Annotated in this window: 21 protein-coding genes; 13 read left to right on the top strand and 8 right to left on the bottom strand. The window is 67.8% G+C overall.

What is annotated here, in order from left to right; genetic code table 11:
- The first annotated feature begins 3 nt into the window (after positions 1-3).
- Entirely contained in the window at positions 4-657 is a 654-nt protein-coding gene (locus ON31_RS01445) for a Crp/Fnr family transcriptional regulator (protein WP_039808503.1), read from the top strand.
- A gap of 359 nt (positions 658-1,016) precedes the next feature.
- Positions 1,017-1,634 (top strand): pyridoxamine 5'-phosphate oxidase family protein, encoded by a 618-nt coding sequence (locus ON31_RS01440; RefSeq protein ID WP_039808501.1) that lies wholly within the window; start codon positions 1,017-1,019, stop codon positions 1,632-1,634.
- Positions 1,635-1,660: 26 nt separating this feature from the next.
- Here ON31_RS01440 and ON31_RS01435 read toward each other — a convergent pair whose 3' ends face one another.
- Positions 1,661-2,143, bottom strand: coding sequence for a GtrA family protein (locus tag ON31_RS01435; protein ID WP_081592144.1), 483 nt, complete (start codon positions 2,141-2,143; stop codon positions 1,661-1,663).
- 74 nt (positions 2,144-2,217) lie between these two features.
- Here ON31_RS01435 and dprE1 point away from each other — a divergent pair, with 74 nt between their 5' ends.
- The 5 genes from dprE1 (at position 2,218) to ON31_RS01410 (ending at position 8,304) form a co-directional block, all read left to right on the top strand.
- Positions 2,218-3,675 carry a decaprenylphosphoryl-beta-D-ribose oxidase gene (dprE1, locus tag ON31_RS01430; protein WP_051036643.1) on the top strand — a complete coding sequence of 486 codons (1,458 nt, stop codon included), beginning with the start codon at positions 2,218-2,220 and terminating at the stop codon, positions 3,673-3,675.
- Positions 3,672-4,433 carry a decaprenylphospho-beta-D-erythro-pentofuranosid-2-ulose 2-reductase gene (gene dprE2 / locus ON31_RS01425; protein ID WP_039808499.1) on the top strand — a complete coding sequence of 254 codons (762 nt, stop codon included), beginning with the start codon at positions 3,672-3,674 and terminating at the stop codon, positions 4,431-4,433. Before dprE1 ends, dprE2 begins: the two co-directional genes overlap by 4 nt.
- Before the next feature lie 69 nt (positions 4,434-4,502).
- Positions 4,503-5,141 (top strand): type VII secretion system-associated protein, encoded by a 639-nt coding sequence (locus tag ON31_RS01420; RefSeq protein ID WP_115061499.1) that lies wholly within the window; start codon positions 4,503-4,505, stop codon positions 5,139-5,141.
- The gene (locus tag ON31_RS36430; protein ID WP_147287020.1) at positions 5,138-6,049 is read left to right on the top strand and encodes a hypothetical protein; all 912 of its coding nucleotides are present in this window, start codon (positions 5,138-5,140) and stop codon (positions 6,047-6,049) included. The genes ON31_RS01420 and ON31_RS36430 overlap by 4 nt, the downstream gene beginning before the upstream one ends.
- A gap of 263 nt (positions 6,050-6,312) precedes the next feature.
- Complete coding sequence (locus tag ON31_RS01410; RefSeq protein WP_051036651.1) at positions 6,313-8,304, top strand: arabinofuranosyltransferase; 1,992 nt, start codon at positions 6,313-6,315, stop codon at positions 8,302-8,304.
- 111 nt (positions 8,305-8,415) lie between these two features.
- Here ON31_RS01410 and ON31_RS36425 read toward each other — a convergent pair whose 3' ends face one another.
- Both ON31_RS36425 and ON31_RS36420 read right to left on the bottom strand, forming a co-directional pair.
- Positions 8,416-8,736 (bottom strand): hypothetical protein, encoded by a 321-nt coding sequence (locus ON31_RS36425; RefSeq protein WP_157533565.1) that lies wholly within the window; start codon positions 8,734-8,736, stop codon positions 8,416-8,418.
- On the bottom strand, positions 8,736-9,002 hold the full coding sequence (locus ON31_RS36420; RefSeq protein WP_157533563.1) for a hypothetical protein: 267 nt from the start codon (positions 9,000-9,002) through the stop codon (positions 8,736-8,738). Before ON31_RS36420 ends, ON31_RS36425 begins: the two co-directional genes overlap by 1 nt.
- Positions 9,003-9,192: 190 nt before the next feature.
- On the opposite strand from ON31_RS36420, the gene ON31_RS36415 reads away from it, so the two are divergent.
- From ON31_RS36415 to ON31_RS01390, 3 genes are read left to right on the top strand one after another with little or no spacing between them, the layout of a single operon-like run.
- Positions 9,193-10,092 (top strand): helix-turn-helix domain-containing protein, encoded by a 900-nt coding sequence (locus tag ON31_RS36415; protein ID WP_157533561.1) that lies wholly within the window; start codon positions 9,193-9,195, stop codon positions 10,090-10,092.
- Positions 10,089-10,271: a DUF397 domain-containing protein gene (locus tag ON31_RS01395; protein ID WP_039808491.1), complete on the top strand. Its 183-nt coding sequence runs from the start codon at positions 10,089-10,091 to the stop codon at positions 10,269-10,271. Before ON31_RS36415 ends, ON31_RS01395 begins: the two co-directional genes overlap by 4 nt.
- A 25-nt stretch (positions 10,272-10,296) precedes the next feature.
- The gene (locus ON31_RS01390; protein ID WP_039808489.1) at positions 10,297-10,485 is read left to right on the top strand and encodes a DUF397 domain-containing protein; all 189 of its coding nucleotides are present in this window, start codon (positions 10,297-10,299) and stop codon (positions 10,483-10,485) included.
- A 49-nt stretch (positions 10,486-10,534) separates the two neighbouring features.
- On the opposite strand, the gene ON31_RS01385 is transcribed toward ON31_RS01390, so the two are convergent.
- Both ON31_RS01385 and ON31_RS01380 read right to left on the bottom strand, forming a co-directional pair.
- Complete coding sequence (locus ON31_RS01385; protein WP_081592142.1) at positions 10,535-12,019, bottom strand: HNH endonuclease signature motif containing protein; 1,485 nt, start codon at positions 12,017-12,019, stop codon at positions 10,535-10,537.
- A gap of 75 nt (positions 12,020-12,094) precedes the next feature.
- Positions 12,095-14,203, bottom strand: coding sequence for a hypothetical protein (locus tag ON31_RS01380; protein ID WP_051036637.1), 2,109 nt, complete (start codon positions 14,201-14,203; stop codon positions 12,095-12,097).
- A gap of 226 nt (positions 14,204-14,429) precedes the next feature.
- Between ON31_RS01380 and ON31_RS01375 the strand changes: the two genes are divergently transcribed.
- The 3 genes from ON31_RS01375 to ON31_RS01365 all read left to right on the top strand — a co-directional run bounded on the left by ON31_RS01375 (position 14,430) and on the right by ON31_RS01365 (position 23,014).
- The gene (locus ON31_RS01375; protein WP_039808534.1) at positions 14,430-16,247 is read left to right on the top strand and encodes a DUF6541 family protein; all 1,818 of its coding nucleotides are present in this window, start codon (positions 14,430-14,432) and stop codon (positions 16,245-16,247) included.
- An 80-nt stretch (positions 16,248-16,327) separates the two neighbouring features.
- The gene (locus ON31_RS01370; RefSeq protein ID WP_039808487.1) at positions 16,328-19,606 is read left to right on the top strand and encodes an arabinosyltransferase domain-containing protein; all 3,279 of its coding nucleotides are present in this window, start codon (positions 16,328-16,330) and stop codon (positions 19,604-19,606) included.
- A gap of 78 nt (positions 19,607-19,684) precedes the next feature.
- Complete coding sequence (locus ON31_RS01365) at positions 19,685-23,014, top strand: arabinosyltransferase domain-containing protein (RefSeq protein WP_039808486.1); 3,330 nt, start codon at positions 19,685-19,687, stop codon at positions 23,012-23,014.
- 85 nt (positions 23,015-23,099) lie between these two features.
- On the opposite strand, the gene ON31_RS01360 is transcribed toward ON31_RS01365, so the two are convergent.
- The 3 genes from ON31_RS01360 to ON31_RS01350 form a co-directional block, all read right to left on the bottom strand.
- Complete coding sequence (locus tag ON31_RS01360; protein WP_039808484.1) at positions 23,100-23,918, bottom strand: alpha/beta fold hydrolase; 819 nt, start codon at positions 23,916-23,918, stop codon at positions 23,100-23,102.
- 125 nt (positions 23,919-24,043) lie between these two features.
- Positions 24,044-24,244: a DUF5988 family protein gene (locus ON31_RS01355; protein WP_029930421.1), complete on the bottom strand. Its 201-nt coding sequence runs from the start codon at positions 24,242-24,244 to the stop codon at positions 24,044-24,046.
- Between the two features lie 82 nt (positions 24,245-24,326).
- Entirely contained in the window at positions 24,327-25,871 is a 1,545-nt protein-coding gene (locus ON31_RS01350; protein ID WP_029930422.1) for an acyl-CoA carboxylase subunit beta, read from the bottom strand.
- Positions 25,872-25,886 lie beyond the last annotated feature (15 nt).

Genomic DNA, 25,886 nt, shown 5'->3' with positions numbered 1-25,886 from the left:
GAGATGGAATTCGAACTGTTCGACGGGCTGTCCCCCGCGGAACGACGGGAGCTGGTCGCCGCGTGCACGCCGCGCAAATTCCGGCGGCGCGACATCGTCTGTCACGAGGGTGATCCCGGGGACTGCCTGCACCTGATCACCAGTGGGAAACTCATCGTCCGGGTGACGACGCCGCTGGGCCACACCGCCACGCTGACCATTCTCGGCCAGGGTGAGATGTTCGGCGAGCAGGCGATTCTGAGCCCGGACGCGCGCCGCACCGCCACCATCGTGGCGGTCACCGACGCCGAGACACTCACGCTCAGCCGGGATCGGCTGGAGCGGCTGCGCACCGATCATCCGCAGGTGGAGCGGTTTCTCACCGTCTCGCTGGCCGCGCAGGTGCGCAGGCTGTCCGCGGCGGTGCTGGAGGCGCTGTACCTGCCGGTGGAGACGCGGGTGCTGCGGCGGCTGTCGCATCTGGCGCGGGTGTACGGCGATCCGGGCCGGGCGCCGCAGATTCGGCTCACCCAGGAGGATCTGGCGTCCATGGCGGGCACGACGCGGGCAACCGCCAACAAGGTGCTCCGCGAACTCGAGGACGCGGGGGTGGTGCGGTTGAGCCGGGGGTCGGTGACGGTGCTGGATCGAATGGCGTTGGAACGCAAAGCAAACTGACCTCTCGGTCCTTTTCCAGGGGGGCTAACGCTCGGCCAACCCGGACAAAACTATGCAAAATGGACAATTCAGGATTGCGAAATACTCGCGCGCACAGCCGAACTCGCAGACGTACGTCCAGCCGAGTGATCAGCACACCCGCAGCTAAGCCGTTCCGAACCCTTGTGAGAACCCGCATCCCGGGGGACCCTCGCACGGGAAGGTCTGACCGGCAGCAGTCGAGCGAGCCCTACCAGGGAAAATGCGTCGTTTCAGCCATTCGCCACACCAAAATAGTTAAACCGTATAGCATTTCGGATGGCCGAAGTTCGCGGCCGAGCCTCTCCCATCCGGACTCCAGCTACCAGAGGGGGCGCACAATGCCCGGTATCAGAAGCGGCAGCGATGGCGAACGCGAACTACAGGAACGCTACGGGACACAGGATCGCGCCGAGCGTTTCTACGAAGATCAAGTGCGGGACCGGCTCAATACCCACATGATCGATTTCATCCGCCGGATGGATATGGCCTTCATCGCCACCGCCGACAAGCACGGCGAGTGCGACACCAGCTTCCGGGCGGGCAAGCCCGGCTTCCTCCACGTTATCGACGAGCACACCGTCGCCTACCCCGAATTCCGCGGCAACGGGGTGATGGCCAGCCTCGGCAACATCCTCGAGAACCCGCACGTGGGCATCCTGCTCATCGACTTCGTGCACGACCTCATCGGCCTGCACATCAACGGCTCCGCCCGCATCGTCGACGACGCGCTCATGCGGCGCTACATCGACGGACTACCCGAGGGCGAGCGCGGGCGCGTCATCGAACGCTGGGTGGTGGTGGACGTCGAGGAGGCGTACATCCACTGCCGCAAGCACATACCGCACCTCGTGCCCGCCTCCCGCGAACCCCGCCAGTGGGGCACCGACAACGTCCGCGCCAAGGGCGGCGACTACTTCCGGACCAAGGAGGAGGCGCGGGCGCTCGTCGAGTACTGATCGGAACACGGCTCGGTGGTCTCAGCTCAGTGGATCTTGAAGATCACCGCGCGCTGCACGATGAAGTTGATCACCGTGGCCGTGCCCTGCGCGATCACGAACGCCACCAGCACGGCACCGGTGAATGTGTGACCGGCCACATCGACCTTCATCTCCGGCAGCACGATGTTCAGCAGCGCGTTGATGCCGACCTGCGCCGCGAAGGTCACCGCGTACAGCGCCACCACCGCGATGAAGCGTTTGCGGCTCGGCGGCGCCTGGAAGGTCCAGCGGCGATTGATCAGGTAGGCGGTGGTGGTGCCCGCGATGAAGCTGACCGCCTTGGCGATATCACGCGGCACCCCGACCACGCTCATGAGCAGCACGTACAGCCCGAAGTCCACCACCGCGGAGAAGCCGCCGGTCAGCGTGAAGCGGACGATCTGGGTCTTCAGATCGACATCGGTACCGCCCGGCTCGTCGACCAGGGGCAGCTCGGGCGGCAGGGGCAGGTGAGGTTCCGCGGTCACAGAGCAGAAGGGTAATGCCGCGCACAGGTAACGGCACCAGCCGATGGGCGGTTATGCCTGTAGCCTCTATCCCGATGTCCACGAAAGCTCAGACCACCACCGCCGGTGCCGCCGAGACGAGCTCGGCCTCCGAGGGAGCGTACGCACTGCCGACGCAGACCCGGAAGCTCACCGGATGGGGTCGCACCGCACCGACAACATCCGAAGTCCTCTCCACGTCCGATCCCGAGGTGATCGCCAAGGCGGTCGCCATGGTCGCGGAGGACAACGAGGCCAAGCCCGCACATCTGCGCCGCGGCGTCATCGCGCGCGGGCTCGGACGTTCGTACGGCGACAACGCGCAGAACGCGGGCGGACTCGTGGTCGACATGACCGCGCTGAACAAGATCCACAAGATCGACGCCGCCACCCGCCTGGTCGATGTCGACGGCGGCGTGAACCTGGATCAGCTCATGAAGGCCGCGCTACCGTTCGGCCTCTGGGTGCCGGTGCTGCCGGGCACCCGGCAGGTCACCGTGGGCGGGGCCATCGGCTCGGATATCCACGGCAAGAACCATCACAGCGCGGGCAGCTTCGGCAACCACGTGCGATCCATGGAGCTGCTCACCGCCGACGGCACCGTGCACCACATCACGCCCAAGAAGAACGCGAAGCTGTTCTGGGCCACGGTCGGTGGGTGCGGTCTGACCGGCATCATCCTGCGGGCCACCATCGAGATGACGCCCACCGAGACGGCTTATTTCATTGCCGACGGTGATGTCACGCCGACGCTGGACGACACCATCGCCTTCCACAGCGACGGGTCCGAGGATCGCTACGAGTACAGCTCGGCCTGGTTCGACGCCATCAGCCCGATGCCGAAGCTGGGTCGCGCCGCGATCTCGCGCGGCAATCTGGCCAAGCTGGATCAGCTGCCGAAGAAGCTGCAGAAGGACCCGCTGAAGTTCAACGGCAAGACCTTCTTCACGCTGCCGGACGTGTTCCCGAACGGGCTGGCCAACAAGTACACCTTCACGCCGATCGGCGAGCTCTGGTACCGCAAGTCGGGTACCTACCGGGGCAAGGTGCAGAATCTGACGCAGTTCTACCACCCGCTGGACATGCTGGGTGAGTGGAACCGCGGTTACGGCTCGAACGGCTTCCTGCAGTACCAGTTCGTGGTGCCACCGGAGTCGGTGGACGAGTTCAAGCGCATCATCGTCGACATCCAGCGCTCCGGGTTCTACTCGTTCCTGAACGTTTTCAAACTGTTCGGTCCGGGTAACCAGGCCCCGCTGAGCTTCCCCATGCCGGGCTGGAACATCTGCGTGGACTTCCCGATCAAGGCGGGGCTCAACGAGTTCGTCAACGACCTCGACCGGCGGGTACTGGAATTCGGCGGGCGGCTCTACACCGGCAAGGACTCCCGCACCACCGCGGAGACCTTCCACAAGATGTACCCCCGGATCGACGAGTGGATCAAGGTCCGCCGAACCGTCGACCCCACAGGCGTTTTCATGTCCGATATGGCGAGAAGGCTGGAGCTTCAGTGATCAATGCGGTCGGGAATCCGCAGACCATTCTGCTGCTGGGCGGTACCTCCGAGATCGGTCTGGCGATCTGCTCGGAGTACCTGAAGAAGGCCCCCGCGCGCATCGTCCTCGCGGCGCTGCCCAATGATCCGCTGCGCGAGCAGGCGGTGGCGCAGATGAAGGACGCGGGTGCGTCCGACGTCGAGCTCATCGACTTCGACGCGCTCGATATGGACGGCCACCCCGAGGTGATCGAGCAGGCGTGGGCGCATGGCGACGTGGATGTCGCCATCGTGGCCTTCGGCATGCTCGGCGATGCCGAGGAGCTGTGGCAGGACCAGCGCAAGGCCGTCATCGCCGCCGAACTCAACTACACCGCCGCCGTCTCGGTCGGCGTGCTGGTCGGCGAGAAGATGAAGGCGCAGGGCTACGGCCGCATCATCGCCATGTCGTCGGTGGCCGGTGAGCGGGTGCGCCGCTCCAACTTCGTGTACGGCTCCACCAAGGCCGGGCTCGACGGCTTCTACCTGGGCCTCGGCGAGGCGCTGCGCCCGCACGGGCCGCGCGTCACCGTCATCCGCCCCGGCCAGGTACGGACCCGGATGTCGGCGCACGTCAAGGAAGCCCCGCTCACCGTGGACAAGGAGCAGGTGGCCGCGCTCGCGGTCAACGGTTCCGCCAAGGGCAAGGAAATCGTCTGGGCCCCGGGCACTTTCCGCTACGTGATGATGATCCTGCGGCACATCCCGCGCGCGGTGTTCCGCAAGCTGCCGGTGTAGGAGCCTTCGGCGCGCAGGTGGGACCGCCGCCCGCCTGCCGTGGCTGGACTGCCGCATCTTCGTCTGGAGATGCGGCAGTTCTCGTTCCGGGGGCCGAACTCGAGCGATTGGTGCAATACCCGTTGCACGCCGCGCGTGGAGGTGCCATGGTCGATTCCGGGCTTGTTCGCTGGGAGGGGACACATGGAGGAACTGAACTCGTCTACCGTTCGCCGGGGCGACTGGGTGGTGCTGACCCATCCCAGTTGGCAGGACAGCACGCCGGAGGTGATGCCACCGCCTGAGATGATCCTCGGTGGCTGGCTGATCGGCGAGGACGGCACTCCCGGTCCGTTCGAACCCAATCCGAACTACGTCCCTACGGACGACACATTGCCGACCGACCCCGTCGATGCCGTGCTGCGGCGGATCAGCAACGGAGACAACGTCGGAGGCGACGAGATCATCGCGGCACTGCGGGACGCGGTGGTGGAGATCGGGTGCGACGACAGCGATGACCCCCTGGTGGGACCGGCTCCGGACGGAGTAGCCTGCGTCGCTGTCGCCACCGCTGCGATACACAAGCAGCGGGTCGAAGCGGACCGATGGTGGCCGGTGCAGGGCACCGTACTGCCCGATATCGTACCGGCTGGCGTCGATATCCTGATCAATCCAGGTAGTCCGGCACAGTTCCGGCTGCTGACCCGCGGTTTGCTTCCGCGCGAATGAAGTTCGCCGCGCAACTGGCGCACATGACCGCCCGGATTCGCACGGCCGTCGCCGACGCTGGCGAAGTAGTGCGAAAATCTATGAACGGACTCTCCCACGATCTTCGAAAGGTCGCCGACCACCTCGTCACCATCGACGTGCAGAACGGCCGGGCAATCAGCCGAGCAAACTCCGACATGCCACTCCTCGCCGGAAGTAGCACCGGCCTCGGGCTTCCTCATGTCTTCAGGGCCGACCAAGTCCACAGTCTGCCGATCCTGGATCCGCATGGGTCGGTCATCGGAACGCATTTCCCATCACAGCTCAGGGATTCGCAGAAGCCGATGAGTTTCACTCACGATGGACTCGAATCCGTTCGCAACTATTACTACCAATACAGAAAGACGGGAAGGCGTCGGAAGCCGAAGTGGTCCTATGAAAGAACGTCCCCGGCCCCCTGGGGGGAGGATACCGTTTTCGCGATGGCACACGGCTATGGTGAAGGGTACGGCGTCCAGGTCAAGAAGAGGATTCCGTTCACGAAATGGAGCCGGTTGGTGCCGACACTGGTCGACGGAGAGACCTACGGGCTGATCCTCGCCGCCAACAAACATTTCAAGCAGGCCGTGAGGGGCGAACCCACGGCCGAATTGATTCAGATGTCGTGTTCACCCGCTGCGGGCTCGGCCGCGCGAACGTCGGCCGAATCCCTGCGCTCGGTAGGAATCGGCTTGGACGTATGGGCCACCGAGAAGACGTATTTGTACAACGAGAGTAGTGCCGAGCCGATGCAGGGCTTCTTGAAGAAGGATGGCGAGATCATCGTCGGACACGGCTCCGAAACCGAATTCGACGAGTCCGATAACTCCGCGAAGTCGCCCTGGAGAAAGTACAGCGCGTCCGATCGACAACCGGACACAGGAGGCTGACGCTCGCTCGAAACCGGCCTGCCGCACAGCACGCCGAGTAGCGGCGGCTGGGATTAGTAGCGGCAGCTTCGACTCGGATGTCGGCACCGGCAAGATATCGACGTGCCCGAGCTTTCGCCGCTGGATAGCGGTACTCGTTCGCGGCAACGCGGGGCAGGCGGGGCGGGCGGATAGGCTGTCGCGCGGTGACCATAGGCACGGACCGAGCATCCGGAGGCAGAGTGCACGACACGACTACGGAACGAACCGGGGGGCGCGGGGGGCTGCTAGCGCGGCAGGCCGGTGGTGCGCTCGGTGCGGCGGTGCTCGCGGCCGTGGTCGCCGCGGTGGTGGCCGGGGTCGGGCTGGTGGCGTTCGCGAGTGTGGAGTGGCCCGCGTTCAACTCCTCCAATGTGACTCGGGCGCTGACGACGGTGGGGCAGGTGGTCGCGGTCGCCATGCTGGTGGCGGCGATCTGGCTGGTGCGGGCGCGGAAGTGGCCGTGGGTGGCGAAAGTGCTGTCGTGGGGCGGTATTTCGGCGTTCGTGACGGTGACGCTGGGGATGCCGCTGGGGGCTACCAAGCTGTATCTGTTCGGACTGTCGGTGGATCAGGAGTTCCGGACGCAGTATCTGACGCGGTTGACCGACAGTGCGGCGCTGCGGGATATGAACTACGTGGATCTGCCGCCGTTCTATCCGGCCGGATGGTTCTGGGCCGGTGGGCGATTCGCGAATCTGTTCGGACTGGACGGGTGGGAGGCGTTCAAGCCGTGGGCCATCATCGCGTTGGCCGTGGCGGCGGCGCTGGCGCTCGTGCTGTGGTCCGAGCTGATCCGGGCGGACTGGGCCATTGCCGTTGCCGCCGCCACGACGGCGGTGACGGTGGCGTATGCCGCGCCGGAGGCGTACAGCGCGGTGCTCGTCGTGCTGCTGCCGCCGGTGTTGGTGCTGGCCTGGGGTGCGCTGCACCGGCCTGCTGAATACGGGGCTGCGGCGTACCGCGCCACAGGTTCGCCAGGCACGGGTTCTGAGACTGCGGGTTCCGCGACTGCGGGCGGCTGGGGGGCTGTGCTCGGGACCGGGCTGTTCCTCGGGTTGGCGGCCACGTTTTACACGCTGTATTTCGCCGCCGCCGTCTTCGCGGTCTGTCTGATGGCGGTGGCCGCTGCCGGAATCGCGCTGTGGCAGCGGCATTTCGCGCTGCGGGTGCATCGGCGCACCAAGCGGGAGGTGCCCGGGGTCTGGCCATTGCTGTGGCCGATTCTTTTGCGGCTGATCGTGATCGGGGCGGTCGCGGGGTTGCTGGCGCTGGTGGTGTGGCTGCCGTTCCTGCTGCGGGTGCTCAGCGAGGGGTTCCCCAGTTCGGGCACCGCCTTCCACTATCTGCCCGAGGGCGGGGCGCGGCTGCCGCTGCCCATGTTCGAATTCTCGCTGCTGGGCGGGCTCTGCCTGATCGGCGTGATCTGGCTGGTGCTGCGGGTGGGCAGTTCGCGGCGGGCGCAGGCGCTGGCGGTCGGCGTGGTGGCCGTGTACCTGTGGTGCCTGCTGTCCATGCTGGTGACGGCGGCCGGGACCACGCTGCTGTCGTTCCGGTTGGAGCCGGTGCTGATGGTGCTGCTGGCGGCGGCGGGAGCCTTCGGTTTCGTGGAGGGCGCGCGGGCGATCTACCAGGTGTTGAACGAGCCGGAGCGGTTCCGGGCGGTGGTGGCGGCCGTGGCCGTGCTGGGCGCGATCGGCTTCGGCCAGCAGATCCCGGAGATTCTCGCACCGGAGATCACCACGGCCTACACCGATACCGACGGCGACGGCGTGCGCGCGGACAAGCGGCCACCGTCGGCGGTCTCCTACTACGACGAGATCGACGCCGCCCTGCGCGAGCAGATCGGCCGCCCCCGCGACGAAACGGTGGTGCTCACCGCCGACCTGAGCTTCCTGTCCATCTACCCCTACTTCGGCTTCCAGGCCCTGACCTCCCACTACGCCAACCCCCTGGCGGACTTCCCGGCCCGCGCCGACGAGATCAAGCGCTGGTCCACCCTGGAAACCCCCGAGGAACTGCTCGAAGCCCTCCGTACCGCCCCCTGGCGCGCCCCCGACGCTTTCCTCTTCCGCCAGTCCGGCGACAACTACACCCTGCGCCTGGCCAAGGACGTCTACCCGAACCAGCCGAACGTGAAGCGCTACCAGGTGACCTTCCCGGCGACCCTGTTCGACGACCCCCGCTTCACCGTGACCGATATCGGCCCCTTCACGCTGGTGGTCGTGGAGCACTGACGACTCGCACCACGGCCAGGGTTGACCACAGACGGGGGTCAACCCTGGCCGGAGTTCATATCGGTGTCGCCTCGTCGGCCGGGTGGGGGCGGTTCGACCGAACACACCGCGTCATCGAGCCGAATCGGGCGTCGCGGTCGACATGCGATCGACCGGCCGGATGACGGCGGCCAAGCGCGAAACGAACTCGGCCGACCGGCGGGCGAGCGGACCGTCGGCAGGTTCGGCGGACACCGCGTCTTCGACCAGTGCGCGAACCTCCCCCAATTCCGCGTCGACTGCCGCGATCAGAGCCTCGACGGCCGGGCCTTTGTGCGGGCAGTCGGCCGCTCGGCAACCGAGATGGGCTCCGAGGACGTGGCGGGCGAGCTGGTAGGAGCCCCAGCTGGGATACGCCCGATCAGCACCCATGGTCGGCTGGAACTCGGACATCACCCGTTCCCCATCGCAGCGTCCACCACCGGCGCACGAAGCCCGAGCCCGCTGCCGCAGCGATGTCTGCCGCGCCCGCAACGGTGCACGCCGCCACGACGACGTGGGCGCGGAACCTCCACGCTGCCAGTGCCTTCGACGTACGGCAGGACGAAAGGGGGAAGATCACGCTCCCCCCGCCAGTCCTCGCCGATACCGTGCATCGCCCAGACGAAGACGAGCGCACCCAGCACAGCCAAGCCCACAATCCAGACTTCCCAATACATTCGCAGATCTCCTCGCGTGCGTACCGGCGGATTCCGACCACCGGGCGGCGGATTCGCGCTGTCGTCGCCGGGTGTGGAACCAGTAGACATCTCGGAATTCGCGCCGTGTGGACAGTCCACGGAATACGCTGGAGTGTCCATGGTGGACACTGTCCGCGCTGGACACTCGGACGATAGTGAGGCTGACGAAATGGCCGGAACGACGGTCGCCCGCATGGATTTCGGAGCATTCGTCCAGGCGATGCGCAAAGCCGCCGGAAAGGTGCCACTTGCCGCCGCCAAGCACATCGACACGTCGCGCCAGACGATCATGCGCCTCGAGGAAGGCTGGCCGACGCGGCTGAGCACCCCGCAGATCGAGCAATTGATCGAGTTCTACGGCGGAGATCGCGATCAGCGCGCGGAGGCCATTCGACTGTGGGAAGTACTGCGGTCGCACGAGAGGGCAGACCAGGCCCAGGGCAACTCGAAAAGTTATTGGCAACCGTACTCGGACCAGTTCGTCTCGCAGTTCCCGCACTACCTGCGGCTGGAATCGGCAGCGAACGCAATGGTCAGCCATCAACTCGTGCTCGTGCCGGGCCTGCTCCAGATCCCTGAGTACCGGCGAGCTGTGATTCTCATCGATGAGCCGAATCTCTCTCCGGTCGATACCGAACGGCGGCTCGAATTGATGGCCCACAGGCAGAGTCGGTTGAGCGAAGCCGAGTTCCGGGTGGAAGTCCTGCTGTCCGAGGCGGTCTTGCGTCACCAGCCCGCCAGCCCGGCCGTGATGGCGGATCAATTGCGCTGGCTGGTGGAGGTCGGTGAGCAGACCAATATCAGCGTCCGCGTGGTGCCCTTCGGGGTGGGACCACATCGAGGATTGATCGTGCAGAGCTTCACTCTGTTGGAGTTTCCGCGTGGCGCAAGCGGGCTGACGGTGCCGCCGGTGGTGTACCTGGACGTAGTGAACGCCCCCATGACCACCGAACGAGCGGATGTTGTCGATCAGTATCGGCAGGCGATTACGCAACTACGGGCGGTAGCGTTGACAGAGAAGGACACCAGAGATCTGGTGAATCGGGTGGCGAAGGAGTACGCGGGGTGAGGAAGCCGATCAAGGGGGAATGGTACAAGTCCAGTCGATCCGAGACCGGTAAGCAGTGCGTGGAGGTTTGTCACGCCGAAAACGCTGTCGGGGTGCGTGATTCCAAGCAGCCGGGCGGACCGGAGCTGTGGTTCACGCCGGAGCAGTGGAGCAGCTTCCTCGCCAGCGGCCTCTGGTAAGCCGTATAGCTGAGGAGTGCGCGGAATGACCGAGCCAACTCGTGATGCGTGGTACAAGTCGAGCAGATCCGATGCAGGGAAGCAGTGCGTGGAAGTTTGCCACGCCGAAAACGCTGTCGGGGTGCGTGATTCCAAGCAGCCGGGCGGACCGGAGCTGTGGTTCACCCCGGAGCAGTGGGAGAGCTTTATCGGCAGCGGTATCTGGCAGGGCTGATCGCACCCAGGAGGCATGGGCCACGAGGTGGGTTCAACGCTCGGGGTATTCAACTGCCGCGGCGCGGTCGTCGGATGCAGATGCGGGGGCCGTCGCGAGGTGGTGCGTCCGGGCCTGGTGTGTCGGCGGCCGCTGGGGTCTGCGAGCGGTTCGGCTCGGTGTCGGCAGCGGTCAACCAGTGCCGATGCTGCTCGGCGGCTTGGGTGTAGTCGGCCAGGAGCTGGCGGCGGGCGCGGGCGAGTAGTTCGTCGCCGTGGTGGCGGTGGTTGATGTGTGGGGTGCGGGTGGGGTCGACGTGGTGGGGTGCGATCCAGGTGGCGCGGCCGATGGCGGGTAGCCCGGTGGTGGTGGCACCGTCTATGCGTGGCGGGGCGGGGGTGGTCCAGCCTTGGTCGGTGTTGGTGATGCGGGCGTGGCAGGGGTCGCAGGCGAGGGTGAGGTTGTCGATGTCGGTGGGGCCGTCGGCGGCGTGTTCGCGTTTGTGGTGGACGGCGCAGTAGACGGCCGGGGCGTCGCAACCGGGGCGGGTGCAGCCGCGTTCGGCGGCAATCAGGGCGAGGCGCTGCCAGGGGGAGGCGAGTCGGCGGCTGCCGCCGAGATGCAGGGGCATTCCGGTGTGGTCGAACACCACCAGGGTCGGGATCGAGCGCTGCGCCATGCGCAGGGCCTCGGTGATCGACATACGGGTGCCGGATGCCGTGCGCGCGACCGCGTCACCGGGCTCGACGATCGAGTCGATACCCAGGGCACGTTCGACGTCGCCGAGATTCATGGTCAGGATGACCGATACCGGCAGGCCGCGATGGGTGCCCAGCCGCTCCGGGCCACCGCCGGCGGCGAGGAAGGCGGTGAGGGCATCGTGGTTGCGCTGGCCGGCCGATCGCCGGTCGCGACGGGCGGCGGCTTCGATCAGGGCGGGATCGACGGTGCCTCCGGTGGTGTGGGGGCTGTCGGGGTCGTCGGGGTTGTTCATGCCCGGTCGTCCCCATTTCGCGAAGACCATGTCCAGGAAGGCCCGCAGTGTCGGGTCGACCAGGCCGTGGAGCGGCGACATGCCGTCGGGGCGTTGGCGGCCGGGCAGCAGCTCGCGCTGTCGGGCGCGGTCGCGATCGTCGGACAGCGCGCCGTCGGGGTCGAGGTAGCCCAGGATCTCGTCGCCCACCCGAGGAAGATCGTCCGGGGTCACCTTGCGGGCGGTGTCGGCCAGCACTCGTTCGGCCGCTTCGCGATCGGTCCGTTCCACCGCGTGTGGAATCCGCTTCATCACCTTCATGATCTGGCGGGCGTGGTCGGCGGAGATCTCCCCATCGGATTGGGCACGTGCGGTATTCGGCAGTTCGACTTCACCGTCGAGTCCGGCGAGCAGGTGGAATCGACCCAGTTTCTCGGCCATGCGGTAGCGGGAATTGGCGTCGGCCCGGGAGATACGCAAGGACTCGATGAGGAATTCCCGGGTGCCCGCAACACCGGCCCGTTCGCCCAATGAGCGGTCGGAGGTTTCGATTACCAGCTTGTGGGACAAAGAATCCACCATTCTATCGCGAATTGCCTTGCGGGAGAACAGGAAAACTATTTGACCTGCGATAGCTTCGCATCCGATTCGCCCGGATCAACCGCCGCCGTTATTCCGCCGCCCCGACATTGTCGGCGTCCGAATGACAGTCAGCAGTTCGGCCAGCGCCGTCCGTGCCGGATGTCCGGACGCGCCCAGCGTTTCGGCCAGCTCGCCGCGCTCAGCGGACGGCATATCCGCCAGTTGCTCCAATACCGCTGCCGGGCCGCCGAGTTCGAGCAGTTGCAGCATGCTTTCCGTCATGGCGAGCAGACCCTCGTCATCGGTGACGTCGGCCATGCTCAATTCACCGTCGGAGACGAGCTGGGTGATCACCAGCGGAGTCAGCACCGGATCGCCGCGCAGGCCGCGCAGCAGGCGGGGGCCGTCGGGAAGCGCCAGCATCAGGATGCGCAGCATGGCGGCCGCGCGGCCACGGAAGGGGCAGTCGCGAATCGCCTGGAGCAGCGGCTCGCGGTCGCCGTGGTGGGCGTCCAGCCAGCCCTGGATCTCCAACCGGCCGGTCTCGGCGGTGTAGTGGTCGGCGATCACGCCGAGTAGTCCGGCGGCGTCGGCGTCGCGCAGGTCGCCGACGGCTCCGGCCTCGCGGCCCTCGGCGAGCATGCGGTCTCGCACGGCGGCCGTCCCCAGGCCGGTCAGCGTCAGGAGGGTGCCCGGTTTGCGCAGGTCGGTCCGTAATGCTTTGCGTGCCTTGGCATCGAGCCAGGGCACCGGATCGAATTCGGGGTCGTCGAGATCCGAGAGGTACATCGGATCGGGAATGCCCCGGGTCAGCTCGACGGCACCGAGATGGTGCAGCACCTGGAAAGCGGTCAGCAGATCCGCGCCGATCCGCTGCCGCTCGTCCCGCAGCAGCGCCGGGGCCGTGAAATCCGCGAACGTTTCCGACCACTGCGCCCACACCGGCTCCTCCAGTCGGCGCAGCGGCATCGGATGCGGCATGCCGTACAGGGTGTTGAGCATGTCCGGCAGCACCAGGTCGTGCAGTTCCGACAGCAGGGGCGGCTCATCGGAGCGCGCCGCGCCATAGGTGATCTCCGCCGATTCCAGCACGGCGTCGAAGGCGCGCGACCACAGCGCCAGCGGATCGCGCAGCAGGGGGCGCGTCTCGGCCACCGGCCGCAGTTCGCCCTGTGCGGCGCGCACCAGGCGCAGGTGTTTCGCCCACGCGAGCAACCGGGTCAGCTCCCGCAGCCGCGTCGCGTCGCGGACACCCTCGAGCTCGTCGCCGGTATCGAGCAGGGTGACCAGTTCGCGGGCGTCGGCAATGCGCAGCCGACGGTGCGCCGTGAGCGCGCGGCCGGTGCCGACCCAGTCCAGCAGCAGCCGCAGCTGCCGCACCACCGGCGCCGACTCGGCCGCTGCGACCAGGTCCGCGTGGTCCGGTAGCAGGACCGGGGGCTGGGCGAAGGTCCGCACGGGGGCTTCGTCGCCGACGAGCAGGTCCGGGCCGTCGGAGATCAGCCCGGATTCCAACAGCGCCACCAGATCGTCCACCTCGGCCGGATCCAGGTCGGCCGAGTCCAGGTCGGCCGCGTCCAGATCGCCGGTCAGCACACGCAACAGTGCTTCGGGGATATCCGCGTCGGCGCTGTGTGCGTCGAGAGCTTTGTGCGCACCGAAAGACCTGTCCGCACCTCGAGCACCGCCCGCCCGGTCCGCCTGACCCGCGCTACGAGGACCGCCCGCCCGATCCACCGGATCCGCGCCCGGCGCGTCGCCTACTTCGGGAGGTTCGGCGGCGCCGTCCAGTGCGAGGGCATCCTGTAGCTCCGCGCGGAATTCCGGCTCGGTCTCGGTGATCACCGTCAGCAGCTCGTCGAGCCCGCTGCCCCGGGGGTCCAGCAACCCGTTGGCGGCCAGATAGGCGAGCAGTGCGCGGAGCGTGTCGGGGGCGTGGGCGAGTCGGTCGATCTCGGCCGCGGCGTCGGGAATCCAGTCCAGCAGCACGTCGCAGACCGCATCCGGGGTCCAGTGCGCGAGCCGACCGTCGCTACTCAGGTGCCGTGCCTCCAGCGCGATGCCCGCGATCGGCTCCACGATCGGCGTCCCCTGCCGCCGCGCCCACTCCGCGCAGCGCCGCACCAGCAACTCGGCGGCGGCGGTGAACTCCTCGTCCTCCTCGAGGTCGAAATGCAATCGCATACCGAAACGGTAGGCGCTTGCGGTCCACCCCGGGCAGCGCTCGTCCCATCTGGGGATAAACCGCCTGAAATCTGTGGATTGGTGATGTTATCTGTGGATAACTCCTGGACTTGCCAGCGGAATCTCAGCCGCAGCCGGTAGCGTGGCGAGCTGTTGTGCCGGTAAGAGGAGTCAGCTTGTGAATTCGGGGCGGGAAACCGACTGGACGGACAAATCCGGGTCGGCCGTGGCAGTGCTGGAGCGGACAGTCCCGGAGACCAGCCCGCGCCTATCCCGATCCCGGCGCATCGCACACCGCCTCCGGCTCGCCCGCACCGACATCCTGATCGCGGGCGGCTATCTGGCGCTGGCCGTGCTGGTGCTCTCCGGGCAGTGGCGGCATCCCGAGGACGGATACCTGATCAAGAGCGGTCAGGACCAGACCATGTGGGAGTGGTTCTTCGCGGTCACCGCGCACAAGGTCGCCAACCTGCAGAATCCGCTCGGAACCGTACTGCAGAACTATCCCGACGGCGTGAACATGATGGCGAATACCGCCATGTTCGGCGTCGGCGTGCCGTTCACCCCGATTACCCTGCTGTTCGGGCCGACCGTCACCTTCGTGCTGGTACTCACCCTCGGGCTGGCCGGTACCGCCTTCGCCTGGTACTGGCTGTTCTCGCGGTACCTGGTCGACGCCCGGGGCGCGGCGGCCGTGGGCGGTCTGTTCTGCGGGTTCGCGCCCGGCATGATCTCGCACGGCAACGCCCACCCGAACTTCGTGGTGCTCGCGCTGCTGCCGATCATCACCGCGCAGTTCATCCGCCTGGCGAAACGCGCGGAAGCGGACGCCGGGGCTACGGCGCTCGGAGCGCGCAGCCGCGACGCGGTGGTGCTGGGCCTGCTGGTCGCCCTGCAGATCGCGCTCGGCGAGGAACCGCTGCTCATCTACGCCATGGCGTTCGGGGTGTTCGCGCTCGTCTACTACCTGCACCGGCCGCGACGGGGCTGGCGGGTGCTGCGCGGCATCACCCCCACGGTCGCCCTGGCCGCACTGATCACGGTGGCGCTCACCGAGATCCCGCTGTGGTGGCAGTTCTTCGGTCCGCAGTCGTACCGGTCCATCGACCACGGGCCGATGGGCAACGACCTCGAGGCGCTGTTCCAGTTTCCCTCCGAATCGCTGGGCGGCATGCTCTCCCCCGGCACCAACGTGGCCATCAACCCCACCGAGGAGAACTCCTACTTCGGCTGGCCGCTGCTGCTGCTCGTCACCGTCAGCGCGATCCTGCTGTGGCGCAACCGGGTGGTGCGGGCGGCGAGCGTCGTGATCGTGGCGTTCACGCTGCTGTCGCTGGGATCCAGCCTCACGATCGGCCGCGACGACACCGGCATCACGCTGCCCTGGCACTGGTTCGAGCAACTGCCGCTGGTGAATTCGGTGCTGGAATCGCGCTTCACCTTCGCCGCCATACCGGCCATCGCCGCCATCCTGGCGCTGGCGACACAGCGCGCGGTGCAGCAGTGGCGGGAGTCGGCCACCGATTGGCGGCCGCTGGCCTGGTTCGCGGCGCTGACGCTGGCGCTGGTGCCGCTCACCCCGACCGTTCTTCCGGTGGTGCAGCGCACGCCCACCCCGGCCTTCTTCGCCGACGGCACCGTGGACCGGTATGTCACCGACGGTTCCGTGGTGATCGTGCCGCCGCCGACCCCGCCGGATGCCCGCGCCCTGCGCTGGCAGACCGCCGCCGATTTCAGCTTCCCGCTGGCGGGCGGCTATTTCGTCGGCCCCACGGGTTCCGACACCAAAGGCCGCTACGGCCCGGACGACCGGCCCACCGCCACCCTGCTCATGAAAGCCCAGCGCGCCAACCGGGTTCCGATCGTCGACGACGCGTCGCGCGCCCAGGCGCTGGCGGATCTGCGGTACTGGCAGGCCGATGTGCTGGTGCTGCCGCCCACCGAACACGGCGAGGTGCTGCGCCTCACCGTGGACCAGCTGCTCGGCTTCCACGGGCAGCGCGTCAACGGCGTCTGGGTGTGGGACGTGCGCGGACTCGTCTGAGCCACCGAGACCACGGCATTTCGCTCCGGGGTGGTGCTGTTGCGGTATCGGACGAGCAAGGGTCGATAGCATCGACGTCCGTGCGCGCAGACACCCGAGCGTTACCCCGACTCCGCCTGATCGCCCTGATCTCCGGTCTGCTGGCCGTCGTGCTGGCAGTGCTGATGCCCGTCCTGCCGATCGAGCAGGACCGGCCGACGCTGCACTGGCCGCAGGGCGAGACCGCGAATCTCGAGGCGCCGCTGGTGTCGTACACGCCGCTGGAGCTCACGGTCGCACTGCCGTGCGAGGTGGTGCGCGACGGCGTGCTGACCGGCACGCTGTTCTCGACCGTCCCGGCGGCATCGGGGCAGGCGGTGGACAAGGGCCTGGTGGTCCGGGTGGAGGACGAACCCGAGACCGGCCGCACCGTACAGGTGCTGGTGCGCAATATTCCGCTGCTGTCCGCCCCGCTGGCCGAACTCGCCGACTGCGGGGCGCTGACGGTGACCTCGTCCGCCGCCGAGACGCGCACCGAGATCACCGGTGCGACACGGCAGGACGGCACGCCGTTCGCCGGGCAGGTCGGCGGCGACGCGCGACCGCAGGTGGTGGGCATCTTCACCGATGTGCCACGGGACCGGCTGGGTGCGGCCACGGCCGCGGTCGATATCGACGCGCGTTTCACCTCCAGCCCCAGCCTGCTCAAGCGGCTGGCCATGATCGGCGCGGTGGTGTTCACCATCATCGCGCTCATCGCCCTGCATCTGATGGACACCACCGACGGACGGCGGCACCGGCGCTTCCTGCCCGCGCACTGGTGGAAGTTCTCGTTCGCCGACGTGACCGTGCTGGGCACGCTGGTGCTGTGGCACGTCATCGGGGCCAATACCTCCGACGACGGCTACATCCTGAATATGGCGCGCGCCTCGCGCGAGTCGGGGTACATGGCCAACTACTACCGGTGGTTCGGGGTGGCCGAGGCACCGTTCGGATGGCCGTACGAACTGCTGGCCTGGATGACGCGCATCAGCGACGCCAGTCCGTGGATGCGGCTGCCGTCGCTGCTCGCGGGCATCGTGTGCTGGCTGGTGATCAGCCGAGAAGTGCTGCCGCGCCTGGGCGCTCGCGTGCGGCGCGACCGGGTGGCGCTGTGGACGGCCGGACTGGTGTTCCTGGCCGCCTGGCTGCCCTACGACAACGGGCTGCGGCCCGAACCGCTCATCGCGGCGGGCGCGCTGCTCACCTGGTGCTCCATGGAACGCGCCATCGCCACCGGACGGCTGCTGCCTGCCGCCGTCGCCGTGCTCATCGCCGCGTTCTCGCTGGCCGCGGGGCCGACCGGACTGATCTGCATCGCCGCGCTCATCGCGGGTTCGCGGCCGGTGCTCCAGCACATCATCAAGCGGGCACGGCCGGACGCCCCGGCGGGCGGCAGGTCGGGCCGGGGCGCGGCGGTGCTGCGGTATGCCGCGCTGCTGTCTCCCGGGATCGCGGCCGGAACCCTGGTGCTGGTGGTGGTTTTCGCCGACCAGACGCTGGCCACCGTCATGGAGGCGACGCGGGTGCGCACGCTGGTCGGGCCGAATGTGGCCTGGTTCGACGAGCGCACACGGTGGGATTCACTGCTCATGCTCTCCCCCGACGGATCGCTGTCCCGGCGCTTCGGGGTGCTGATCATGCTGCTCTGTCTCGGGGTGTGCGTGCTGGTGATGCTGCGCAAGAACGAGCGGATTCCGGGCACCTCGCGCGGGCCGTCGGCGCGGATTCTCGGCATCGTGTTCATGTCGCTGTTCCTCATGATGTTCACCCCCACCAAGTGGACCCACCACTTCGGCGTGTACGCGGGGCTGGCGGGCTCGCTGGCCGCGCTCACCGCGGTCGCGGTGGGCGTCAACGGGATTCGGTCGCCGCGCAATCGCTCGCTGTTCACGGCGGCGGTGTTCTTCCTGCTCGCCATCACCTTCACCGGGTCCAACGGCTGGTGGTACGTGTCCAGCTACGGTGTCCCGTGGTGGGACAAGGCGCCATCCATCGCCGGCAAGGGTTTCTCGACGCTGTTCCTCGGGCTCGCGGTGGTGTTCCTGCTCGTCGCGCTGATCCAGCACTACCGGCAGCCGTACGCGAAAACCCCACGCGGGGTACGGCGTTTCGACAGGTTCGCCACCATGCCGCTGACCGTCGCGGCGGCCGCGCTGGTGGTGTTCGAGGTGGCGTCGCTGGCCAAGGCGGCCGTCACCCAGTACCCGGCCTACTCCATCGCCGAGTCGAATGTGCGTGCGCTGGGCGGGGATTCGTGCGCGCTGGCCAATGAGGTGCTGGTGGAGACCGATACCGCCGATTCGCTGCTGCAACCCTTCGACGGGTCGCCCGCCGACGGATTGAACGCCGAGAACACCGGTTTCACCCCCGACGGAGTGGCCGCCGACCTCACCGCCGACGAAGAGGAGACGGTCACCGGCAGCGCCAATTCCGTCGGCACCGAGGACAACAAGACCAGCAACACCACCGGCGCGGGCACCGGCGGCGGCAGCCGCCAGCAGGCCGGGATCAACGGCTCGAATGTGGCGCTGCCCTTCGGACTCGATCCGGCGCGCACCCCGGTCCTGGGCAGCTACACCCAGGACGAGCAGCGGGTCGCCGACCTCACCACCGGCTGGTATCGACTCGACCTGACCGACAGCATGCGCGCCGACCCGGCCTACCGGGTGCTCGTGGTCACCGCCGCCGGTCGCATCCGCTACATCGACGCCGACGGCGTCGAAACCTACGGCCAGGACCTGTGGGTGGAATACGGCACCCGCGCCGACGACGGCACCGTGACGGACGTCGGTCGCATCCGCCCCATCGATATCGGCCCCGCCCCCTCCTGGCGCAATCTGCGCGTGCCGCTGCGCGACATCCCCGCCTCGGCCAACGCCGTTCGCCTGGTCGCCCACGACGCCGACATCACCCAGAAGCAGTGGCTGGCGGTCACCCCGCCGCGCCTGCCCCGGCTGGCCACCCTCGACGCGGTCGTCGGCCGCACCGCCCCGGTACTGGAGGACTGGCACGTCGGCCTCGCCTTCCCGTGCCAGCGCCCCTTCGACCACCACGACGGCGTCGCCGAGGTCCCGCAGTGGCGCATCCTGCCCGACCGCGTCGGCTCCGACGCCTCCAACGCGTGGCAGGACGATATCGGCGGCGGCCCCCTGGGCTGGACCGAGCTGCTCCTGAAAGCCCAGGCCGTGCCCACCTACCTCGACGACGACTGGGGACGCGACTGGGGTTCGCTGGAGAAGTTCACGCCGTACGTGAGCGACGCCGAACCGGCCGAGCTGGACGTCACCGTGGAGACCCGCTCCGGGCTGGCGGACGATGCCCCGATCCGGGCCAGGTGATCGGTTGAATCGGCATACGCGGCGCAACCGCCGAGTGAACGCGGTCACTCACAGCGTTGCCAGATACCATCACTCACCGTGCCCGACGCCACCGCCGCTGTTCTGACCAAACCGACGCCGCCCGAAGCGCCCGCCGCGACGCCGCGTGATTTTCGTACCGCGAAGATCATCGCGATCGTCGCGGGTGTGCTGGGGGCGCTGCTCGCGCTGGCCACGCCGTTCCTGCCCGTCAAGCAGACGACGGCGGTGATCGACTGGCCACAGAACGGGACGCTGGGCAATATCCAAGCCCCGCTCATGTCGCAGGTGCCGATCGACCTGGATGTGAGCATCCCCTGCGCGGCGGTGACGCAACTGGCCGACCCGCGGGGTGGGATCCTGCTGTCGACCGCGCCGCCGCAGGGGCGGGAGGCCGACCTGCAGGCGCTGTTCGTACGGGTCTCGGGCGAGACGGTGGACGTGGTGGACCGCAATGCGGTGGTGGCATCCGCGCAGCGGTCCGAGATGAGCGACTGCTCGCAGATCCTCATCACCTCCGACAGCACGCGCACCTACGCCAAGTTCGAGGGCCTGACCCGGACCATCGAGCGGCCGCTGCCCGGCGGGGGCACGGAGACCGTGGTGGTGCCGCTGGAAGGGCAGCTGTTCGGGGATCTGCGGCCGCAGGTGGTCGGGGTGTTCACCGATATGGTCGGCGAGGTTCCGGCCGGGCTGTCGTTCCACATGACCGTCGATTCCCGGTTCTCCTCCACACCGACCGTGGTGAAACTGGTCGCGCTCATCGGCGCGGTGCTGCTCACCCTGATCGCCATGGGAGCGCTGGGTGTCCTCGACACCGCCGACGGGCGCGGGCACCGGCGCATCTTCCCGCGGCACTGGCTGAAACCCACCTGGGCGGACGGCGCGGTGATCGGCACCCTCACGCTGTGGCATTTCGTCGGCGCGAACACCTCCGACGACGGCTACATCCTCACCATGACCCGGGTCGCGCCGCACGCGGGCTACATGGCCAACTACTTCCGCTGGTACGGCGTGCCGGAAGCGCCGTTCGGCTGGTACTACTACGTCATCCAGGCGTTCGCCGAAATCTCCACCGCCAGTGCGTGGGTGCGGATTCCGGCGCTGCTGTGCGGCATCCTCTGCTGGCTGGTGATCAGCCGCGAGGTGGTGCCGCGGCTGGGGCGCGGGGTGCGCAACTCCAAGGTGGCGTTGTGGACCGGCGGACTGGTGTTCCTGGCGTTCTGGCTCCCCTACGACAACGGCCTGCGCTCGGAGCCCATCGTGGCCCTGGGCGCGCTGCTGACCTGGGTGTCCATCGAGCGGGCCATCGCCACCTCGCGGCTGCTGCCCGCGGCCGTCGCGGTACTGATCGCGGCGTTCACACTGGCCGCCGCGCCCACCGGACTCATGTGCGTGGCGGCGCTGCTGGTCGCCATCCGGCCGCTGGTGCGGATCGTGGTGCGCAAACACCGGGAACTCGGCACCACCGCACTGCTCGCGCCCATCGCCGCGGCCGGTTTCCTGGTGCTCGTCGTGGTCTTCGGCGACCAGACCTTCGCCGGGATCATGGAGGCCAACCGGGTGCGCCAGGCCACCGGCCCCAACCTGGCCTGGTACGAGGACTACCTGCGCTACTACTACCTGTTCGTGGAGACCGTGGACGGTTCGCTGTCGCGGCGGTTCGCGTTCCTGATCATGATCCTGTGTCTGATCACCACCCTGCTGGTGCTGCTGCGGCGGCGGCAGATCCCAGGTATCGCCAGCGCACCGACCTGGCGGCTCATGGGCGTGGTGTTCGGAACCATCTTCTTCATGATGTTCAACCCGACCAAGTGGACGCACCACTTCGGCGCGTACGCGGGTATCGCGGGCTCGCTGGCGGCGGTGACCGCGGTCGCGGTGTCGGCCACGGCGCTGCGGTCGCGCAAGAATCGGTCGGTGTTCCTGGCGGGGCTGCTGTTCACCCTCGCCGTCGCCTTCTCCGGCATCAACGGGTACTGGTACGTGTCCAGCTTCGGGGTGCCGTGGTTCGACAAGCGGGTCTCCCTCCAGGGCTACCAGTCCAACACCTTCATGCTCATGCTGTTCGGGCTGGCGCTGGCGCTGGTGGCCTGGCAGTCGCTGCGCGAGGGCTACGCCAAACCGCCCGCCGACGCACGCACCAAGCGCGGCAGGCGGATTCGCAAGTTTGCCGCCATCCCGCTCACCGTGGTGGCCGCGTTCATGGTGCTGTTCGAGGTGCTGTCGCTGGTGAAGGGCGCGTACTCGCAGTACCCGGCGTACTCGCTGGCCCGGTCGAATATCGACGCGCTGGGCGGCAATTCGTGCGGACTCGCCAATGACGTACTGGTGGAAGCCGATCCGAACAGCGGCAACCTGCAACCCGTCATCGATCCGGAACGGCCGCCCCTGAACGGCGATCCGCTCGCCGGGGAGAAGCCGGTCGGGTTCTCCCCCAACGGCATTCCCGAACAGTTGGAAGCCGACAGCGTCGAGGTGAAGCCGGGCACCGGCAATACCTCCACCCAGACCATCGGTCCCGCCTTCGCCGAGGGCGAGAACGCCGGAACCGGTGGCGGACTGGGCGCGGAGGGTGTCAACGGCTCCATCGCCGCACTGCCCTACGGACTCGACCCGGCCACCACGCCGGTCATGGGCAGCTGGCAGGACGGGGTGCAGCAGCCCGCCGAGCTGTACTCCAGCTGGTACGAACTGCCCGCCCGCTCCGCGGATTCGCCGCTGGTGGTCATGTCGGTGGCCGGACGCGTCATGTCCTTCGACGACACCGGACGTATGACCTACGGCCAGGATCTGTTCCTGGACTACGGGCGGCGGCTGCCCGACGGCAGCGTCGAGCAGCTCGGCTCGTACCGGCCGCGCGATATCGGTCCGGCCCCGTCCTGGCGGAACGTGCGGGTGCCGCTGGACGAACTGCCCGGCGATGTCGACGTGGTGCGCATCCACGCCAAGGACCCGATCCTCATCGGCGACCAGTGGCTGGCGTTCACTCCGCCGCGCGTGCCGAAACTGCAGTCGCTCAACAGCTTCATCGGCGGCACCCAGCCGGTGCTGCTGGACTGGGCCGTCGGTCTGCAGTTCCCCTGCCAACAGCCGTTCAACCACCGCTACGGCGTGGCGGAGGTGCCGAACTACCGCATCCTGCCGGACCGGCCGCTCGCGGTCAGCTCCACCAATACCTGGCAGGCCGAGGAATTCGGTGGGCCGCTGGGCTTCTCGCAGATGATCGCGGGATCTGTCACCATTCCGACCTATCTGAAGGACGACTGGGCCCGCGACTGGGGTTCGCTGGAACGCTACGACCAGTTCTACCCGGCAACCCCGGCCGAGATCACCACCGGCACCGAAACCCGTTCCGGCTGGTGGAGTCCCGGCAAGATGCGAGTCTGAGGCAGGACGCCCCGCACCCGCGCCCCCTTCCGGCACCCGCTGGAAGGGGGCGCTGCCGTGTTCGGTGCGGAACCCGTGCGGCCCGTCAACGCTGCCCCGTGGCCGCCACTTCCCGGATCGCCGCCGCGACCGCGCGAAAGTCCTTGCGCAGCACGTGGGAATGGTTGCTCGGCACCTTCGCACTGATACGGATGTGCGGGTTGCGGGCGCACACCGCATCGAGGCCGGCGCGGAGGCGTTCCTGCTCGTCGCCGCGGCTACCGAAGGACGAGCCGGAGGCCACCACATAGCGGGTCGGGACGCTGATACTGTCCAGGACCGGCCCCAGCTCGCGCTCGCGGGAGAGCCTACCGAGTTCGATATTGCTCTCGGCCTGCTGTGCCGCGGACATGCGCGGCGTCAGCCCTGTCGGCCGCAGCAGCGGCATGACCAGGTTCAAACGCTTGAACAGCTTGCGGATCCGCTGCTCCATGGCGTCGTCCAGCCAGTCGTACGGGAACGCCCCGTCGACCAGCACCGCGCCCACGGCACGATCGGGATTCCGGGCGGCCCAGTGCGCCCCGACGACCGCCCCGTAGGACCAGCCCACCACCAGCGCCCGATCCACGCCCCGGGCCGCCAGCACGGCATCCACATCGCGGACGGCGGCCTCGAAGGAGTAGTCCGCCGAACGCTTCGACTTGCCGCGCGCCCGCTCGTCATAGGTGATGTGCCGGAACTCGGAACCGAGTTCGGGCAGAACCCGCTTCCAGTAGCCCTGGGTGGCGAACTGGCCATTGAGGTAGAGCACGGGGATTCCGGCACCGCCGGTGTCGGTGACGGCCAGGGCCGTGTCCTCGACCGGCACCATGCCGGTCCAGATCGAGGTGGTCGAGGTGGCCGCGGAGGTGTTGTTCTTCGTCATGCCGTTCACTGTCGGCGTCCGGGCTGACGCCGACCTGACACCGACCTGACACGCGTGCTGACGTGGCGGAGCGCGCCCCTGGCGCTACCGCGGCGCGCACCCGCCCGCATCACCGACGCCGGGCATCACCGGGCGATATGGGCGACCCACTCGTACACCGGCAGGCTGCCCTCCGGCGTATCGGCCCAGCGCGGCGTCACCTTGAACCGCTCGTAGCCGTCCTCGAAGGCCACCCGCAGTTCCACGCCCGGCGGGGTGATGGGGACGATCCGCGTCTTCAGGCCGTCGGGCCCGCCTTCGAGTACGGCCTTCGGTTTGCTACTCATAGCTGAAGGCTCTCATATGCGGGGCTATCGACTGACCGATTCCCGGTAATCCGGGGTGTCGTGCGGGGATCGCGCCCGCCGGTTACAGCGGCAGCAGGTGATGTTTGCGGGGATTGCGGGCGACGGTTTTGTCGCGGAGCAGGTGCAGGGCCCGGCGAATTTCCAGGCGGGTGGTGGCGGGTTCGATGACGGCGTCGATGTAGCCGCGTTCGGCCGCCACCCAAGGGGTGGCGACGGTGGCGTTGTAGAAGTCGATCATCTGCTGGCGGATGGCGGCACGCTGCTCCTCGGGGGCCGCGTCGATGGTCTTCGCGCCGATCAGACTGACCGCGCTCTCCGCGCCCATGACCGCGATGCGGGCGGTCGGCCAGGCCAGATTGACATCCGCGCCGAGCTGCTTTGATCCCATGACGGCGTAACCGCCGCCGTACGACTTGCGGATCACCACGGTCACCTTGGGGACGGTGGCTTCGACGAAGGCGAACAGGAATCGGCCGCCGCGCTTGATGACGCCGATCTTCTCCTGTTCGACCCCGGGTAGGAAGCCCGGTGTGTCCACCACGAACACCAGCGGGATCTCGAAGGCGTCGCAGAGCCGGATGAAATGCGCGGCCTTGTCGGACGCGCGGGCGTCCAGCGCACCCGCGTACACCATCGGCTGATTCGCGACCACGCCCACACTGCGGCCGTCCACCCGGGCGAAACCGCAGATCATGTTCTTGCCCGCCGACTCACCGAACTCGTGGAAATCACCGTCGTCGAAGATGCGCAACAGGATCTCGTGCATGTCGTACCCGGCATTGTCGGCGTCGGGCACGATCGAGTTCAGTTCCAGATCGGTTTCGGTGATCTCCGGCTCCAGACCGGGATTCACGATCGGCGCCAACTCCTGGCAGCTCGACGGCAGATACGACAGATACTCGCGCACCCACTGGAACGCCGCCGCCTCATCCTTGGCGACATGGTGGATATTGCCGTACTGCGCCTGACTGTGCGCGCCGCCGAGCTCCTCGAGACTCACATCCTCACCGGTGACCTCGCGAATCACCTTGGGGCCGGTGACGAACATGTAGGCGGCCTCGGTCGCCACCACCACATCGGTATTGATCGGCGCGTACACCGCACCGCCGGCACAGCTGCCCAGAATCATGGAGATCTGCGGCACCAGACCCGACAGCGGCTCCTGGCGGCGACCCAGCTCGGCATACCAGGCCAGCGACGTCACCGCCTCCTGCACGCGCGCGCCGCCGGAATCATTGATGCCCACCACCGGGCAGCCGACCTTGGCGGCGAACTCCATGATGCCCGCGACCTTGCGGCCGAACATCTCACCGACCGAACCGCCGTAGACGGTCTGGTCGTGGGAGAACACCGCCACCGGGCGGCCGTCCACCAGACCGTGCCCGGTGACGACGCCGTCGCCGTACAGCGCCTTCTTGTCACCGGGGTTGCGAACCAGCGCACCGATTTCCACGAAGGAGCCCGGATCGAGCAGCATATTGATCCGGTCACGGGCGGAAGGGATGCCCTTGCGCGCCCGCTTCGCGACTCCCGCTTCACCCGCCGGTTCCCTCGCGACGTCCAGCTTCTGTCGCAGGTCGGCGAGTTTCTCGGCGGTAGTGCTCACTGGTCTCCTTTCGCG

Source organism: Nocardia otitidiscaviarum NBRC 14405 (assembly GCF_000308635.1).
Classification (GTDB): domain Bacteria; phylum Actinomycetota; class Actinomycetes; order Mycobacteriales; family Mycobacteriaceae; genus Nocardia; species Nocardia otitidiscaviarum.
This window is presented reverse-complemented; position numbering and strand designations above follow the sequence as displayed.